The organism is Roseiarcus sp., assembly GCF_052145395.1.
Taxonomy (GTDB): Bacteria; Pseudomonadota; Alphaproteobacteria; order Rhizobiales; family Beijerinckiaceae; genus Roseiarcus.
The window spans coordinates 1-15,563 of record NZ_JBKQOT010000624.1 but is presented as its reverse complement, the minus strand read 5'-3'; the positions used below and the strand labels follow the sequence as shown (position 1 = coordinate 15,563).

General features: G+C 66.2%; 14 protein-coding genes and 1 pseudogene. 9 read left to right on the top strand and 6 right to left on the bottom strand.

The features are described from left to right. Positions 1–294: 294 nt before the first annotated feature. Complete coding sequence (locus ACLP25_RS21535; RefSeq protein ID WP_442471187.1) at positions 295–501, bottom strand: hypothetical protein; 207 nt, start codon at positions 499–501, stop codon at positions 295–297. A gap of 512 nt (positions 502–1,013) precedes the next feature. On the opposite strand from ACLP25_RS21535, the gene ACLP25_RS21530 reads away from it, so the two are divergent. From ACLP25_RS21530 to ACLP25_RS21505, 6 genes are all read left to right on the top strand, one after another. Next, entirely contained in the window at positions 1,014–2,087 is a 1,074-nt protein-coding gene (locus tag ACLP25_RS21530) for a LacI family DNA-binding transcriptional regulator (RefSeq protein ID WP_442471186.1), read from the top strand. A gap of 109 nt (positions 2,088–2,196) precedes the next feature. Beyond that, complete coding sequence (locus tag ACLP25_RS21525) at positions 2,197–3,201, top strand: substrate-binding domain-containing protein (protein WP_442471188.1); 1,005 nt, start codon at positions 2,197–2,199, stop codon at positions 3,199–3,201. An 87-nt stretch (positions 3,202–3,288) separates the two neighbouring features. Next, positions 3,289–4,824: a sugar ABC transporter ATP-binding protein gene (locus tag ACLP25_RS21520; protein ID WP_442471185.1), complete on the top strand. Its 1,536-nt coding sequence runs from the start codon at positions 3,289–3,291 to the stop codon at positions 4,822–4,824. Further along, positions 4,817–5,821, top strand: coding sequence for an ABC transporter permease (locus ACLP25_RS21515; RefSeq protein ID WP_442471184.1), 1,005 nt, complete (start codon positions 4,817–4,819; stop codon positions 5,819–5,821). Before ACLP25_RS21520 ends, ACLP25_RS21515 begins: the two co-directional genes overlap by 8 nt. Then, on the top strand, positions 5,818–6,834 hold the full coding sequence (locus ACLP25_RS21510) for an ABC transporter permease (RefSeq protein WP_442471183.1): 1,017 nt from the start codon (positions 5,818–5,820) through the stop codon (positions 6,832–6,834). Before ACLP25_RS21515 ends, ACLP25_RS21510 begins: the two co-directional genes overlap by 4 nt. 87 nt (positions 6,835–6,921) lie before the next feature. Then, the gene (locus ACLP25_RS21505; protein ID WP_442471182.1) at positions 6,922–7,788 is read left to right on the top strand and encodes a D-psicose 3-epimerase; all 867 of its coding nucleotides are present in this window, start codon (positions 6,922–6,924) and stop codon (positions 7,786–7,788) included. A gap of 21 nt (positions 7,789–7,809) precedes the next feature. Here ACLP25_RS21505 and ACLP25_RS21500 read toward each other — a convergent pair whose 3' ends face one another. From ACLP25_RS21500 to ACLP25_RS21480, 5 genes and pseudogenes are all read right to left on the bottom strand, one after another. Then, the gene (locus ACLP25_RS21500; RefSeq protein WP_442471181.1) at positions 7,810–9,339 is read right to left on the bottom strand and encodes a rhamnulokinase; all 1,530 of its coding nucleotides are present in this window, start codon (positions 9,337–9,339) and stop codon (positions 7,810–7,812) included. A gap of 75 nt (positions 9,340–9,414) precedes the next feature. After that, positions 9,415–9,549 carry a hypothetical protein gene (locus ACLP25_RS21495; RefSeq protein WP_442471180.1) on the bottom strand — a complete coding sequence of 45 codons (135 nt, stop codon included), beginning with the start codon at positions 9,547–9,549 and terminating at the stop codon, positions 9,415–9,417. 91 nt (positions 9,550–9,640) lie between these two features. Next, positions 9,641–9,790: a hypothetical protein gene (locus tag ACLP25_RS21490; protein WP_442471189.1), complete on the bottom strand. Its 150-nt coding sequence runs from the start codon at positions 9,788–9,790 to the stop codon at positions 9,641–9,643. Positions 9,791–9,807: 17 nt separating this feature from the next. Then, positions 9,808–9,927: pseudogene (locus ACLP25_RS21485) on the bottom strand (TetR family transcriptional regulator); the annotation flags it as partial. Between the two features lie 112 nt (positions 9,928–10,039). Further along, positions 10,040–10,339 carry a helix-turn-helix domain-containing protein gene (locus ACLP25_RS21480; protein WP_442471179.1) on the bottom strand — a complete coding sequence of 100 codons (300 nt, stop codon included), beginning with the start codon at positions 10,337–10,339 and terminating at the stop codon, positions 10,040–10,042. Positions 10,340–11,119: 780 nt separating this feature from the next. Here ACLP25_RS21480 and lptM point away from each other — a divergent pair. Genes lptM through ACLP25_RS21465 form a run of 3 tightly spaced genes read left to right on the top strand, consistent with a single transcriptional unit; the run spans position 11,120 to position 15,286 of the window. Further along, positions 11,120–11,371, top strand: coding sequence for an LPS translocon maturation chaperone LptM (lptM, locus tag ACLP25_RS21475; protein WP_442471178.1), 252 nt, complete (start codon positions 11,120–11,122; stop codon positions 11,369–11,371). 8 nt (positions 11,372–11,379) lie between these two features. Then, entirely contained in the window at positions 11,380–12,651 is a 1,272-nt protein-coding gene (gene lysA, locus ACLP25_RS21470; RefSeq protein WP_442471177.1) for a diaminopimelate decarboxylase, read from the top strand. Positions 12,652–12,658: 7 nt separating this feature from the next. Beyond that, the gene (locus ACLP25_RS21465) at positions 12,659–15,286 is read left to right on the top strand and encodes a TIGR02302 family protein (protein ID WP_442471176.1); all 2,628 of its coding nucleotides are present in this window, start codon (positions 12,659–12,661) and stop codon (positions 15,284–15,286) included. Positions 15,287–15,563: the final 277 nt, after the last annotated feature.

Genomic DNA, 15,563 nt, shown 5'->3' with positions numbered 1-15,563 from the left:
GCTTCGAGGCGGACCTTTGCCGTTCCTCGGCGGCGGCGAAAGGCAGCTATCCATCGCTTCGCTGCTGCTCTCCGTTGTGACCCCAATTATAATTTCCAGGTCTCAGGGTTCAAAGCGTTGGCATGGCGCCCAGCGCCCAAGCGAGGATCGTGGAAGCCGGCTCAAGATGCCGGGCTTGTCGTCTCATCCGACTGATTGTCCGATCGGTACCGATCATAACCTCGTCTTGGCGGGACTTGGGCGCCGTACAGCATGGGTCCGTTCCCATCGATGCGGACGGGATACGTCCTGCTATCACCACTTATCCTTCTCCTTCATCTTCGCTGCCGTGATGGACGCCTCGATAGCGTCCGCCTTGGCGTCTTCCAGATCGGCAAGCGCGAGATAATCCTCCGCCCACAAGCCGACCGCTTCCTCGCGAAGCCCCCCGGCGAACTCGCGGTGGCGCTGCGCTTCGACAAGAAGGGCCATGCTGTTCGATAATGCTGGGTGCTCGCTCATGTCTCACTCCTTCGGCTGCTTTTGCGTGACGGCGCCTCGCTCGCGATCAACGAGATCGAGGGGGCGGGGCGGGGTTGGTCATACGCTCTTAGGTAGAATGTTCGGTTATACGGGCTCGCATATATCCGCGTTCGCTTGCGCGAGGGCTGCGCGGGCGCGGCGCCTCCGCCGGCGCCGGGACGCAAGCGCGGCCGAGGCGGCGACGATTTTGCGGCGAATAAGGCAGCTGTCTCAGCCCTGAGATGGTTCGACGTGGCCTCGCGCATCCCCGCCTCCTCCCGCTACGCTGATTGGCAACCAGCCGTTCTTTCCCCTCGGCTTTAGTTATCGCTGTTCGCCGTATTTACAAGCCGTCGTCTTGAGGAACGTTCGCTCGGACCATCGGCATCGGCGCGGCGAGCGGCGGGCTAAATTTTTCGACTGAGGGGCGACTTTTCCCTTGCCATCCGTCTGGGCGCGACGTAAAACGATTTACAGTAAATCGTTTTACAGGGAGCGAAGGCCCAAGGGCGATGATCGAAAAAACAAGTTCGATCAATGACGTCGCGCGGATGGCTGGCGTCTCTCCGGCCACCGTCTCGAACGTGCTGACTGGCCGCAAGCCGGTTAGCGCCGAGCTCGTCAAGAAGGTCGAAGCCGCGGTCAAGGCCCTCGACTATCGCGCCGACCCGCGGGCCTCCATGCTGCGCTCGGGAGAGGCCAGGATCATCGCCGTCCTTGTTCCCGATCTCGACAATCCCTTCTTCACGTCGGTTGTCTCGGCCGTCGAACAATGCCTCGGTGGGGACAGCTACGAGGTCATCGTCGCCAGCTCGCACGGCGCAGAGAGCATGGAGACGTCCAAGCTGAAGGCGATCCTGGCATGGCGTCCTGCAGGACTGATCGTCGTTCCCTGCTCTGACGATTTTCCCGGCCGGAAACTCATCGATTCTTCAGAGACCCCTTACGTCATCGCGGACCGCGTCACCGGCAATTTGAACGCCGACACTGTGTCTGTCGACAACGAGGAAGCGGGCGCCCTTGGCGCTCGTCATCTGATCGACCTCGGCCACAAAGATATCCTCATCGCCGCTTCGTCGCTGACTCTCGCAAACATTCGGCAGCGCTGCAGCGGCGCCAGTCAGGTCCTGCGGTCGCGGGGCCTGCCTGAGCCGCCGATTGTCGAACTCGGCTTCTCGATCGACGACGCCGCGGAAAAGCTGTCGGAGTGGTTCGATCGCAAACCGCAGCCGACGGCGATTCAGGCGCTGACGAACTTCACGACGCTGAGCGTCCTGACGACGTTGGCCGAGCGCGGCCTTCGCATGCCGGGCGATATCTCGCTGATCGGTTTCGACGACTACATGTGGATGCGCGCACGAGCGACGCCCCTGACCGCCATCTTCCAGCCCGTGCGCGAGATGGGCCGGGCGCTTTGGGAAACGCTGAGCGCAAGGATCAAAGGCGACCTCTCGCCAGCCAAGCATGTCCTGCTGCCGTGCGAGCTTCGGGTGCGCGCGTCAACCGGGCCCGCCCCCGACGCCAATCTTGCGAACCGTCCGGGAGAGAAGGCGGAATCATTGTCCGCGGGAGTTAAGGTCCGCTGAAGGCCACGAATCATACTGAATTCTGGGTCGCCATCTGGCCCAGAGCAGCCGGATCACTCGATCCGCAACTCGCCCGAGCGGCAAAGGATGGGAGGTAAATGAGGCCATGATGAAACTCTCTGTAACAAGGCGCGTTCTGCTGGCCGGATTGGCTGGCGTTTCCGCGGTGGCTCTTTCGGGCGCGGCGGCGGTCGCCTCGCCCGACAGCCCGGTGATCGGCGTCGTGGTGAAGATCGGCGGCATTCCGTGGTTCAACGCCATGGACATGGGCATCAAAAAGAAAGCGGCAGAACTCGGCGTCAAAGCCTTTATGATCGGCCCGACCAGCGCGGACCCCGCGCTGCAGGTCCGCGCGATCGAGGACTTGATCGCGCAGAAGGTCGACGTCATCGGCGTCGTGCCGAACGACGCCGAGGTGCTCGAGCCGGTGCTCGAGCGGGCGCGCGCGGCCGGCATCAAGGTCATCACGCACGAGTCGCCCAAGCAAAAGAACGCCGACTACGACTTCGAGCTCGCTTCGGCGAAGGGTTTCGGCGAGGCGTACGGCAAGCGGCTCGTCGACGCCCTGGGCGGCAAGGGCGATTATGCCGTGTTCGTCGGATCCCTGACGGTGCCGCTGCACAACGCCTGGGCCGATGCGGCCATCGCCTATATCAAGGCCAACGCCCCCGACATGAAGCTCATCGGCGACCGCTACGGCGTGGCGGAGAACGTCGACCAGTCGCGCAGCACGGCCCTCGATCTGATCCGCGCCAACCCGGACCTCAAGGGCTTCCTCGCCTTCGGCAGCCAAGGGCCGATCGGCGCCGCGCGAGCGGTGCAGGAGAAGCATCTCGAGGGCAAGATTCTCGTCATGGGTCCGTTCTCGCCCGGCCAGGGCAAGAAGCTCGTGCACGACGGCGTGCTGACGGGCGGCTACATGTGGAATCCGGAATTGGCCGGCGAGATCTTCGTCACGATCGGAACCATGCTCGCCAAAGGCCAGCCGATCGCCGACGGGACCAACATTCCCGGCCTCGGCGTCGTGCATCCGGACGGCCACAATCTGATCGTCAACAACCTCGTCGACCTCAACAAGGACTCGGTCGACGACCTGGCGAAGATGGGTCTCTGACCCGTCTTAAGTCTCCATCGACAAGCCTGCCCGGCCTCGCCGCCGGGCAGGCCCCCCCTCTCGCATTGCTTTAGCGAGCAAACGACAATGGCTCAGGTCCAGCAAACATTGGCGAGCGATCGAGCGCCGGCGTCCGGCGTTCCCTTGCTGCATGTCGAACATGTTTCCAAGCAGTTTGGAGGCGTCAATGCCCTCGACGACGTTCGCTTCGACGTCATGCCGGGCGAGGTCTTGTGCCTCGCCGGCGAGAACGGGTGCGGCAAGAGCACGCTGATCAAGATCATCACCGGCGTGTACCAGCCCGAGCCCGGCGCCGTCATGCGCTTCAACGGCCGCGATATCGATGGCCTCAACCCGGCTCAAGCGCGCGATCTCGGGATTCAGGTCATCTGGCAGGACCTCGCTCTGTTCGCGGAGCTGTCGGTCGCCGAGAACATCGGCTTCGAGCGCAACCTCGGAAGGCTACCGCGGCTCGTCAACACTTCCGCGATGCGCGCCGACGCCGAGCGCATCCTCGCGCGGCTTGGCGTGTCGCTCGATCTCGACGCCGTTCTGCGGACCCTGCCGATCGCGCAACGGCAGATCGTCGCCGTGGCGCGCGCGTTGGTGACCGAGGCGAAGCTCGTGTTCATGGACGAGCCGACCGCCTCGCTGAGCCAAGCGGAGACGGACGCGCTGCTCACCATTGTCCGACGCCTGTCCGCTGAGGGGATCGCCGTCGTGTTCGTCAGCCACCGCCTCGCCGAGGTGCTCGACGTTTGCAGCCGCGTGACGGTTCTGCGCGACGGCCAACTCGTCGGCACCTATCCGACCGCCGGAATGACACAGACCCGGCTGACCGAACTGATGACTGGAAAAACCTTCGACTACGCCGTCAGCCGCCGCGACCTTTCGGCGAAGCCCGTTGTGCTCGACGTCGTCGGTCTATCGCGAGCCGGTCAGTACGAGGACATTTCGCTCGCCATTCACGCCGGCGAAGTCGTCGGGATCACGGGCCGCCTCGGATCGGGCCGGACCGAACTGGCCTTGAGCCTGTTCGGCATGACCCAGCCGACCAGCGGCGTCGTTCGGCTCGACGGCCGGCCAGTCCGCTTCGCCAGCAACCACGAGGCGATTCGGGCTGGCGTCGCATACGTCTCGGAAGACCGCCTGACCCTCGGACTCATTCAGCCGCAGTCGATCGAGGACAACACTTCGATTGCGGTTCTCGACAGCCTCTTGGACCCCTGGCCCCTCATCTCATTCCGCAAGAGGGAGGCGCTCGTCGCGAAGTGGATTCTCGACCTCGGGGTCAAGATCGGCAAACCATCCAACGCGATCTCGACCCTGTCCGGCGGAAACCAGCAGAAGGTGGTGCTGGCGAAGTGGCTTGCGACCAATCCGCGCCTCCTGATTCTCGATTCGCCGACCGTCGGCGTCGACGTCGGCGCGCGCGCGGGCATCTTCGCCATCGTGCGCGGGCTTGCCGAGTCCGGCATCGCGATCCTCTTGATCTCGGACGAGATTTCCGAGGTCTATTTCAACGCCGACCGTATCCTGCATATGCGCGACGGCCGCATCGTCGGCGCGTACCTGCCCGGCGACACCGACATTCTTGCGATCGAGGAGGCGGTCCATGCTTAAGCTCCCCATCGGGGCCACGGAGCGTTGGCTCATCTTCGTGATACTCGTCATGGGCGCGGCGCTCGGCGTGCTGACCCACACGTTTCTGACCCTGCCGAACCTGTTCGATCTCCTCAACGCGAGTTCGGTCGACATCATCTTCGGCGTCGGGCTGCTCGTCGTGCTGATCGCCGGCGGCATCGACATTTCCTTCGCCGTCGCCGCCTCCGTCGTTCAGTATCTGACCGCCTTGACGCTGCAGGCGATGGGGGGCGGGGATTGGGCTCTTGGCATCCTGCTCGCAGGCGCGTTCGGCGCGGCGCTCGGGTGCTTCAACGCGTTCTGGATCTATCAATTCCGGATCGTCTCCATCGTCGTGACGATCGCGACCTACAACCTGTTCTTCGGCCTCCTGATGTTCTTCTCGGGTGGCGTTTCGCTCTATGACCTTCCCGACTGGCTGACTACGCGGATTCCGGTCGTTAGCATCGAGACGACGAACGGCCGGGCGGAGATTACTATTCTGGTGATCGTCATGATCCTGTGCGTGGCGGCGACCTGGACGCTGTTGCAGCGGACCAGCACGGGCCGGCAGCTTTACGCCATGGGCGACAACGTGGAGGGCGCCCGCCGCATCGGCGTGAGCCTCGGCGCGATGCACTACCTCGCCTACGGCTGGCTCGGACTCATGGCCGGCATCGCCGGTCTTATGCAGGCCCACTACGCTGAGGAGGTTGTCCCGAACGCGCTCTACGGCCGCGAACTGAACGTGCTCGCCGCCGTCGTGCTCGGCGGCGCCCGATTGGGCGGCGGGCGCGGTTCGATACTCGGGGTCGTCCTGGGCATCATTTTGGTCGGGATGACGCAGAACGGGCTCAACCTCCTCGGGATCTCACCCTATGCGTTCAAGATGATCATCGGCGCAATCATTCTCGTCGCGATCACTCTGTCCAGCGAAGGCGTCGGCAAGCTCATTGGATCCTTGCGCGCGCCCAGGACTCGGAGGATGGCGCAATGACCACGCAAACCATATCGCCCGACCGGGATCGGCGGATCGCCCGCCTTGTCGATCCGGAAATCGCCAATCTCCTCGGGTTGCTGGTTCTCGTCTGCCTCGTGTTTTCCGTCACAGCGACGGGCTTCCTGAGCGAAACGACCTTCGTATCGGTCGCGTTCCAGCTGCCCGAACTCGGCCTCCTCACGCTCGCGATGCTGATGCCGATCATTTCCGGGGGCTTCAATCTCGCGATCACGTTCACCGCCAACCTGTCGGGTCTCGCCATGGCGGCGGTCCTGCATAGCTTCGGCGGCGCCGACGCCGGCGCGTTCGCCATCGTGCTCGGGATCGCTGCCGCGCTCGCCACGGGCGCGCTGGTCGGATGGCTCATGGGCGTGATCATCGCGACCACCGGGGCGCACCCGATCCTGGTGTCGCTTTCGATGATGATCTTCGTCCGCGGACTTGGCGAGTTCCTCACCCACGGCGGCGACATTTCCGGCACGCCGAACGCCGTTCAGGCCATCGGGCAAGGAACCGTGCTCGGGGTTCCGGCGCCGATCCTCGTCTTCGCCGGAGCAGTGCTGCTCTGGCACATCGTGATGTCCCGGACCCGGCTCGGGTTCGCCACGCGCATGATCGGCTCGAATCTCGAGGCGACGCGCTATTCGGGCATTTCGACGCGCCGCGCGCTGACCCTGATCTATACGCTGTCGGGGCTTATGTGCGGCCTTGCCGGCATCGTCATGCTCGCCCGATTCAACTCGGTGCGGGTCGGGCACGGCGAGGCGTATGTGCTCATCACCGTGCTCGCCTGCTTCCTCGGCGGCGTCGATCCCTTCGGCGGCTTCGGCCGCGTGCTGCCGGTCGCCATCGCGCTGGTGATCCTTCAGGTGATCGCCTCGGGCCTGAACTTGCTCGGCGCCAACCAGCATCTTGCGACGGCATTGTGGGGCGCATTCCTACTGCTAATCATGGTTGTACGGTCAATCTGGACGAGCAGATTCCTGCAGATCCTGTTTGCCCGGCGATGAACCGGCCTGACGACGACCGTTGAAGGCTGTTTTGCAATGGGTCAGCGCTGGGATAGCCAACGACCATAACGCAAATAGGAGGCGGAAATGAAGTTCGGCATTTATTACTCGTACTGGGAGCAGGAGTGGAGCGCCGACTGTCTGAAATACGTGGAAAAGGTCGCCAGGCTCGGTTTCGACATCATCGAAATCGCCGCTCATCATCTGAACAGCTATAGCCAGGCGCACATCGCCGAAGTCGGCCGCTCCGCCCGGGACAACGGCGTCATGATCACCGCCGGGCTCGGTCCGTCCCCCCAGAAGAACCTATCTTCCGCCGATCCGGCGATCCGAAAAGCGGGGCGGGCCTTCTTCGAGGAGACGCTGACGAACCTTGCCAAACTCGATATTCACATCATCGGCGGCGCCCTCCATTCCTACTGGCCGATCGACTATTCGAAGCCGGTCGACAAGGCGGGTGACCGCGCGCGAGGCCTCGAGGGCATCTCGAGCCTGGCGGATTTCGCCGCAGATCACGGCGTCACCCTCTGTCTGGAAGTGCTCAACCGTTTTGAGAATCACGTGCTGAACACCGCCGACGAAGGCGTCGCCTTCGTTCGCGAGGTCGGCAAGCCCAACGTCAAGGTGATGCTCGACACGTTCCATATGAACATCGAGGAGGACAGCTTCGGCAAGGCGATCCGTACTGCGGGACCGCTGCTCGGCCATTTCCATACCGGCGAGAACAATCGGCGCGTTCCCGGCAAAGGCCGACTGCCCTGGCACGAGATCGGGACGGCGCTTCGCGAGATCGGTTACAGCGGCGCGGTCGTCATGGAGCCCTTCGTGAAGATGGGCGGCGGCGTCGGCAGCGACATCAAGGTCTGGCGTGATCTCAGCGACAACGCCGACGAAGCCCGGATGGACGAGGCCGCGCGACAGGCTTTGGCGTTTTCCCGATACGTGCTCGGCTGAGGATCACGGCGCGCTCTCGCTTCAGCGCGACGCCGCCTTGAGGCTGCGGAAAACCACGGACGCCGTCTCCCATGCGGAGCGTTCGCGGGGGCGGTAGGTCGCGAGTTCGTTCGACCGGCGAATCATGGCGCGGCCCTCTTCGAGGTCGGCGATTGCGCCTGCGGCGAGGAGTTGGCAGAGCATGTTTCCGGCGACGGTGGCTTCCTGAGGCCCCGCGAGGACGGGCAGCCCGGCCGCGTCGCTCGTCGCCTGTGCAAGCAGGGCGGCCTGCACGCCGCCGCCGACGAGGTTGATCTCCTCGATAGCCCCCTCACCCAGCCTCGCGAGGTCATCGAGGGCGTGGCGATGGTTGAGGGCGAGGCTATCGTAGATCGCACGCGCGATCGGACCGACTCCCTCCGGCGCCGGAAGGCCACGGTCCCGGAACCACGAGACAATCGCGGCCGGCATATCGGACGGGGTTAGAAAGCGCGGATCGTCGGGGTCGAAGACGAAAGCGAGCGGCGGCTGAGCGTTGGCGGCGCGATCGAGGTCGGCGTAGTCGAGCGCCGCGGTCTTCGACCATATCCGCCGGCATTCCTGGACGAGCCACAACCCGCACAAGATCTTGTGATGGACGATCGCGCCGCCGACGCCGCATTCGTTGGTGAAGTTGCTGTCGAGCGACGCATCCGAGAGATCGGGAGCGATGATCTCCCGGCCGAGCAGCGACCATGTGCCGGCGCTGATAAAAGCCGCCCGCCGGCCAGGCGCGAACGGGGTCGCCGCCACGGCGGCGGCGGTGTCATGGCCGGCCACCGCGACCGCCTGGACCCCCGCGCCGAGCCCCGCAGCGCTCCTCACTTCGGGCAGGAGAGGGCCGAGGACCGTCCCCGGCTCGACCAGCGGCGGCAGAAAATGGCTGGCGAGACCGAGGTCGGAGAGCACGTCCGGCCGCCAGGCTCTTCGCGCGGGATCGAGAAACTGCGACGTCGAGGCGATGGTGACATCCGAGACCCGCAGCCCCGTGAGGAAATAATTGATGAGGTCGGAGGTGAAGAGCAGCGTCGCGGCCGCCTTCTGCAGCCATGGCTGCTCGCGCCGCTCGGCGTAGAGCTGGGCGAGCGTGTTGATCTGGATCGTCATGGCGCCCGTGCGGCGGTAAAGCTCGCCGCGGCTGAGGCGCCGATGGATCGCCTCATAGACGCCGTCCGTTCGCGGGTCGCGCATGTGGCGCATCGGCGCCATGACGGCGCCGCTCGCGTCGAGATAGGCGTAGTCGACGCCCCAGGAGTCGATGCCGATGGTCGCGGGCGCTTCGCCAAGGATGGTTGCAGCGCGCCGCAAGCCCTCCATAACCTCGGCGTGAAGGCGCAGCACGTCCCAGTACCAGCGTTGGCCGAGGCGCGAAGGGCCGTTGACGAAGCGGTAGATCTCCTCGGTCCGGAGCCGCTCGTCCTCGAGCGAACCGAGGCTGACGCGGCCGCTGGCGTTGCCGAGATCGAAGACAATCAGCTTTGCGGACGCCGAGGGGGAACTCCCGTACGCTTTTCCTGCGCCTGGCTTCGGCATCGAACCCTCCCGAACACCTGCATCTGGCGACAGCCCGTCCCCGCTCTCAGGATTCGTCGGGGGATCGGCTTACAGTCAATGCGACGGCAAAGTCACGCCATGGTCCCGGCGCCGGAGCAAGAGGCGCTCCGAAAGGCTCGGCCTCTCCCCGAGCGTCACGGCGTCGCCTTCGGCGAGGTCGAGAACGGCAGGCGCCGTCGCCAGCGCCAAGGCAGGCTCCGGGTCTCAGCGAACCTGCGCGAACACGCTTTTTGTAGGGCCCCTGATGCGGGGGACAACCCAAACTGGCGTTTGACGCGCTTCAGGCGTCGCAGTGACCGACGGCCGCGGCGACGCGGCCGTGCTGCGGCGTATCGATCCCCCGCGCCAGCATCTCCACCAGGAGAGCCGGCAGAGAAGGCCCGGATTCCGAAATGACTGTGACGAGGCCGAATTGCTCGAGGTCGGCCATCCCGTGAACGGCGTGTACGGTGCGGACTGGGAAATGCCGGCTGCATCTCCGACTGCCCGCAATGTCACGGCGGTGGGGCCGCCTGTATCGAGCAGATCGGTCGCGGCGGCGAGTATGCGTTCTTTGGTGGACAACATCACACGTATCAGAATCACATCGCGTTAACGACGTCAACCGTGTTTTTCCATTATTTCTCCTGAATCGAAATGCGGGCCGAGTTAACACTTGTGCAAACAAAAGTTTTCGAGGCTACTCGTCATTGCTCGCATTGAGATTTTCGAGCGCAATCGTCTCCGGCTTGCGGCCTTCGCGCAGCCTCACGCCGACGCCGCCTCCGTTCTCGGGGATGAACTCGGCGCCGGCCGCCTCGAGCGCGGAAACGATGCGGGCGACCGTACCCTCGCGACCGCCGACATCCCCGGCCTTCGATTCGATTCGCTTGATCGTCGGCACGGACAGACCGGAAGCCGAGGCCAGTTCGGACTGCGACCAGTCGAGCAGCGCCCTCGCGGCCTTGATCTGCCGGGTCGTCACACGAAACGTCGACAAGCGGCCCTCCTCCGTCCGAATTCGGTCCTTATCGCACGCCGCCGTCCGGCGCGCGACCCCGCACACGGCGAAGCGTTTCGCGCGGCCAGCGGACGCGCGACCGGCGGCCGGCCGGTTTCCATGTTCGTCTCCACGCCCACGGAACGCGCGCCGCGGTTTTCCGTTCCTTAAGGTCCGAACCAGCCGAAGGAGACAGGTCATGTTCAAGCCGATCGCATGCGCGTTGGCGGCCATTCTCGCGTTCGCCCCCGCGGCGGTCAGGCACGCATAGATGGCGCCGGGCGGGTCCGCGGCAGGCGCCCCGAACGCTGCGCCCCCGTCGCCCGGCGCCGAAAGCAACGGGACGACCGCGCCCGGTCAGGCATGGCGCAGCCGGCTCCCGTCGCGCCCGCTCCGCCGACGACGATGGGACAGGTCCCCCACCCCAACACGCCGCCGCCAACGAGCCGCAATCGCAACGATTGCAACAAGACGAACTGCGTCGACAACGGCGGGAACTGAGGCGGCTGCAGCAGAGGATCGAGGCGGTCGTTGGGGGTCGACCATATTTACATTGTCAATTAGTTGTTCGTCCTCGGGCGTCTGACATTGCGGCCTCCTCGCCCTCGCAAGCGCCGTCGAGACGATCGAAAAAGGCGCCATATCCCCTTGATGATGCTTGATCCAGGGTTGGAATGGGGGCCCGGCCGGTTCCCATGCTCGGCGCCGCTTCGGGCGGGCGCCGCCCCCTCCCGTCCGCCGACCGATCCTGTATAAGGGCTCGGTCTTCGGAGTCGCGTCTTGTCCGCCAAGTCTTCGCCTTTTTCCGCCCGTCGCGCGCTGGCGGTCGCCGTCCTCGTCGCGCTCGGCCTCACGGCCTGCGGCCGCTACGGGCCGCTCGAGCCGCCGCCCGACGCGAGCGCCCAGGCCAAGGCTCCGACGCCGAAGCCGGACCAACTCAGCGGCGAGTCGCTGAACCCGCAGATGAAGCGGAAGATCCCGCCCATCACCCCGCCCGATCAGCCTTTCTTTCTCGACTTCCTGCTGAAATAAGGGACGCCATGCGTCACTTCGCTTATCGCGACGGCGTCCTCGCCGCCGAGGATGTGCCTTTGCCCGAGATCGCCCGCGCGGTCGGCACGCCTTTCTACTGCTATTCCAGCGCCACCATCGAGCGGCACTTCCGGGTGTTCCGCGACGCCTTCGCTGGGCAGGACGCTCTCGTCGCCTATGCGATGAAGGCGAACTCCAACCAGGCGGTGCTCAAGACGCTGGCCGCCCTCGGGGCCGGGATGGACGTGGTCAGCGAAGGCGAACTGCGCCGCGCCCGCGCCGCCGGCGTGCCCGGCGACAAAATCATCTTCTCCGGCGTCGGCAAGACCCGGGGCGAGATGAACCTCGGGCTCGACGAAGGAATTCTCTGCTTCAACGTCGAGTCGGAGCCGGAGCTCGAGGCGCTTTCCGCCGTCGCGCTGGCCCGCGGCGCGGTCGCTCCGATCGCCATCCGGGTCAACCCGGACGTCGACGCCCGCACCCACGCCAAGATCTCGACCGGCAAGTCGGAGAACAAATTCGGCGTGCCGATCTCGCGCGCCCGCGAGGTGTTCGACCGCGCCCGGGCGCTGCCGGGCCTCGCCGTGCACGGCGTCGACATGCACATCGGCTCGCAGATCGTCGACCTTGGCCCGTTCGACAACGCTTTCGCGCCGCTCGCCGACTTCGTGAAGGTTTTGCGCGCCGACGGCCACGCGATCGACCACGTCGATCTCGGCGGCGGGCTCGGCATCCCCTACCGCAGCGACAATGATCCCCCGCCGTTTCCGGACCGCTACGCCGAGATCGTCGCGCGCCATACCCGCGCGCTCGGCTGCCGCGTGATCCTCGAGCCCGGCCGGCTGATCGTCGGCAACGCGGGCGTGCTGATCGCTTCGGTGATCTTCGTCAAGAAGGGCGACGGCAAGAGCTTCGTCATCGTCGACGCGGCGATGAACGACCTGATCCGACCGACGCTGTACGACGCCTATCACGACATTCTGCCCGTCCAGGCGCCGGCGCTGCACGCCGCGCGCATGATGCGGGCCGACGTCGTCGGACCCGTGTGCGAGAGCGGCGACTACCTCGCGCTCGACCGCGACCTCCCCGAGGTCGCCGCGGGCGACCTGATCGCGGTGATGACGGCGGGCGCCTACGGCGCCGTGCAGGCCGGAACCTACAATGCGCGCCTGCTCGCGCCCGAGGTGCTGGTCAAGGGCTCGGACTACGCCGTCATCCGCCCACGGCCGACTTACGAAGAAATGATCGGGCTCGACAAACTTCCGCCTTGGTTGGCGTGAGGCTTGCATGCTTTCGCAGGCGATCGAGACGAACGTGGCGAAGGCGAACGAGACGAACCCCAGCGACCCCCAGAAGAGCGACGGCGCCGGCAGGCTGGCGGCTCTTTCGACCGCCGCCGGCCGCGCGCTGCTGATCGAGCGGGCCTGGCCGCCGGCCGTCGCGGCGATCGGCGTTGCGATCCTGTTCCTTGCGGCGTCCTGGCTCGGCGCGTGGATCTTCGCGCCGCGCGTGCTGCGCATCGCGGGCGTCGCCCTGTTCGCGCTCGGGCTCCTCGTCGCGCTCGCTCCGCTCGTTCGGCTGCGCTGGCCGGCCGCGCGCGAGATCGCGGACCGGCTCGACAGGGATTCGGGCGCGGCGCACCGCCCGGCGAGTTCGCTCGCCGACAGCCTCGCCAACGCCGACGATCCGATGGCGCGCGCCTTGTGGGCGGCGCATCAGGCGCAGCTCGCCCGGTCCGTCGAAGCGGTCCGCGTCGCCCCGCCCGCCCCGCGCATGACCGAGCGCGACCCTTACGCCCTGCGCTTCGGCGTCGCGATGATGGCCTTCGCCGCGGCGGTCGTCGCGGGGCCGGAACTCCACGGCCGGCTCGCCGCGGCTTTCGACTGGCGCGGGGGAGACGCGGCGCTGGCCGAAGCCGGGAGCCGGATCGACGCCTGGATCGATCCACCGTCCTACGCCGGCCGCCCACCGGTGGTGATCGACGTCGCTTCGGGGGCGCCCCAGATGCTCACCGCGTTCGAAGGATCGGTCCTGGTCGTGCGCGGCGAGACCGGCGCGGTCGAGACGAAGGTCGAGGGCGCGCTCGCGCCGGTCGAGACCCAGGCGAAGCCGGCCAAGGGCGCGCCGGCCGAACGGCGCTGGACGATCCAGGGCGACGGCAAGGCGACGATCTGGCGCGACGGGGCCAAGGCCGCCGACGTCGCCTTTACCGTCATCCCGGCCGGGACGCCGAAGATCACGCTGACGGGGGCGCCGCAGTCCAACCTCAGCGGATCGCTGACCCTCGCCTACCGGATCGACGACCGCTATGGCGTGACCGGCGCGCGCGCCGACTTCGCCCTCCCGCGCGATCCGTCGAAACCCGCCCCGCGCAGTCTCGCCGAGGCGCCGCAGGCGGGGCTCGAGACGCCGGCCTCAACCAACGGTACCGGCGAAGCCAAGGCGACGCTCGATCTCTCCGAGCACCCCTGGGCAGGCGCCAGGGTGACGATGCGACTCAGTGCAACCAGCGTCTCGGGCAAGACCGGCCAGAGCGCGCCGGTCGAAGTCACGTTGCCGCAGCGGCCGTTCCACAATCCGCTCGCACGCGCCCTCGTCGAGGAGCGGCGCGACCTTATCCTCGATCCCGACCACGCGCCGAAGCGAGTCGACGCGGCGCTCGCCGGCCTCGCTGTCGCGCCCGAGCTGTTCGACACGCCCGCCGGCGTCCATCTCGGTCTCAGGCAGGCCAAGACCGCGCTCGACGGCGCGCGCGCCGACGCCGACCTCGTCGAGGTCGCGCAGCTCCTCTGGACCATGGCGTTGCAGATCGAAGATGGCGACATGACCCAGGCCCAGCGCGATTTGCGCGCGGCCGAGGAGGCGCTGCGCGAGGCGCTAAAACGCGGAGCGAGCGAGGACGAGATCCGCAGGCTGATGCAGAACCTGCGCGAGGCGGCGCAACGCTTCGCCGCCGAAATGGCGATGAAGGCGGAGAAGAACGGCGACCAGACGCCGCAGGAGTCGAACCAGCAGGCGCAGAGTCTCGACAAGCTGATGGACAGGCTCGAAGAGACCGCCCGCAACGGCGCGCGCGAAGACGCTGAGGCGATGCTCGATCAGATGCAGAACATGTTCGAGAACATGCAGAGCGCCGAGAACGCCGAGGAGAGCCCGGCCGAACGCGCGCTGCAGAAACAGATCGACGAACTCGGCAAGCTGATGCGCGACCAGCAGGGCCTGCGCGACGACACCTTCCGCAGCGACCAGAGGCAGCGGCGGGGCCAGCAGCGGAAGCGGTCGGACGACGAGGGCCAGGCGCAGCAGGACGACAACGGCCAGCCTGATTCCGGCCAGGACGAAAAGGACGCTCAGTCCGGCGAAGGCGACGCCGGCTCTGACGATCAGAAGCTCGGTGACCGGCAGCAAGAGCTGGCCGATCGCCTCGCCCAGATGCAGCGCATGCTGAAGGGCCTTGGCATGAAGGGTCAGAAAGGTTTCGACGACGCCGAAGGCGACATGAAGGAAGCAGAAGGCGACCTGAAGGGTCAGCAGGGCCAGAACGGCGATGAGAGCAGCCCGCACGAGAAGCTCGGCCGGTCGGGCAAGGGCGCCGCGGTCGACGCGCAGGGCCGCGCCCTCCAGGCGCTGCGCGAAGGCGCGCAAGGCCTGCAGCAGCAGATGAACGGTCAGGGCAGCAACGGACAGGGCCGCTACTCCGCCCGCCGAATGCGGCCGGGCGACCAGGACGGCGACGATCCCTTGGGGCGGAGAAGCCAAGGCAACCTGGGCCGCGATGAGGGCGCTCTGCGCGAGATGGGGAGTGTCGCGGAGCGCGCGCGCAAGGTGATGGAGGAGCTTCGCCGCCGCCTCGCCGATCCCAACCGCCCCGCAGACGAGCGCGACTACCTCGAACGGCTGATGAACCGCAACTAGAGCGACATGAATATAGGTTCGACCAGCGCCGTCAATGCAAGCGAAGCGAAGCAATCGATGCCGCTGCGGCGCCCTACGACATGGATTGCTTCCCTTCGCTCGCAATGACGGGAACGACTTGAGGTCATCTTGCTCTGGCGGGCGAGCTATTTAGCGATATGTAACGGTAATTAAGCGGGGACCTTCCCGAAAATGGTAAACGCGCCGCCGCGCTTCCTCAGGGGGCGGCCCGTCGTTTGGAATTCCTTGCGACGGCCCGGTTTCTCCGCGCCCCTCC

Bases quoted from the DNA above. Each gene is read 5' to 3' on its own strand.
- ACLP25_RS21535 (WP_442471187.1), bottom strand. From the start codon at position 501: ATGAGCGAGCACCCAGCATTATCGAACAGCATGGCCCTTCTTGTCGAA.
- ACLP25_RS21530 (WP_442471186.1), top strand. From the start codon at position 1,014: ATGATCGAAAAAACAAGTTCGATCAATGACGTCGCGCGGATGGCTGGC.
- ACLP25_RS21525 (WP_442471188.1), top strand. From the start codon at position 2,197: ATGAAACTCTCTGTAACAAGGCGCGTTCTGCTGGCCGGATTGGCTGGC.
- ACLP25_RS21520 (WP_442471185.1), top strand. From the start codon at position 3,289: ATGGCTCAGGTCCAGCAAACATTGGCGAGCGATCGAGCGCCGGCGTCC.
- ACLP25_RS21515 (WP_442471184.1), top strand. From the start codon at position 4,817: ATGCTTAAGCTCCCCATCGGGGCCACGGAGCGTTGGCTCATCTTCGTG.
- ACLP25_RS21510 (WP_442471183.1), top strand. From the start codon at position 5,818: ATGACCACGCAAACCATATCGCCCGACCGGGATCGGCGGATCGCCCGC.
- ACLP25_RS21505 (WP_442471182.1), top strand. From the start codon at position 6,922: ATGAAGTTCGGCATTTATTACTCGTACTGGGAGCAGGAGTGGAGCGCC.
- ACLP25_RS21500 (WP_442471181.1), bottom strand. From the start codon at position 9,339: ATGCCGAAGCCAGGCGCAGGAAAAGCGTACGGGAGTTCCCCCTCGGCG.
- ACLP25_RS21490 (WP_442471189.1), bottom strand. From the start codon at position 9,790: ATGGCCGACCTCGAGCAATTCGGCCTCGTCACAGTCATTTCGGAATCC.
- lysA (WP_442471177.1), top strand. From the start codon at position 11,380: ATGCGTCACTTCGCTTATCGCGACGGCGTCCTCGCCGCCGAGGATGTG.
- ACLP25_RS21465 (WP_442471176.1), top strand. From the start codon at position 12,659: ATGCTTTCGCAGGCGATCGAGACGAACGTGGCGAAGGCGAACGAGACG.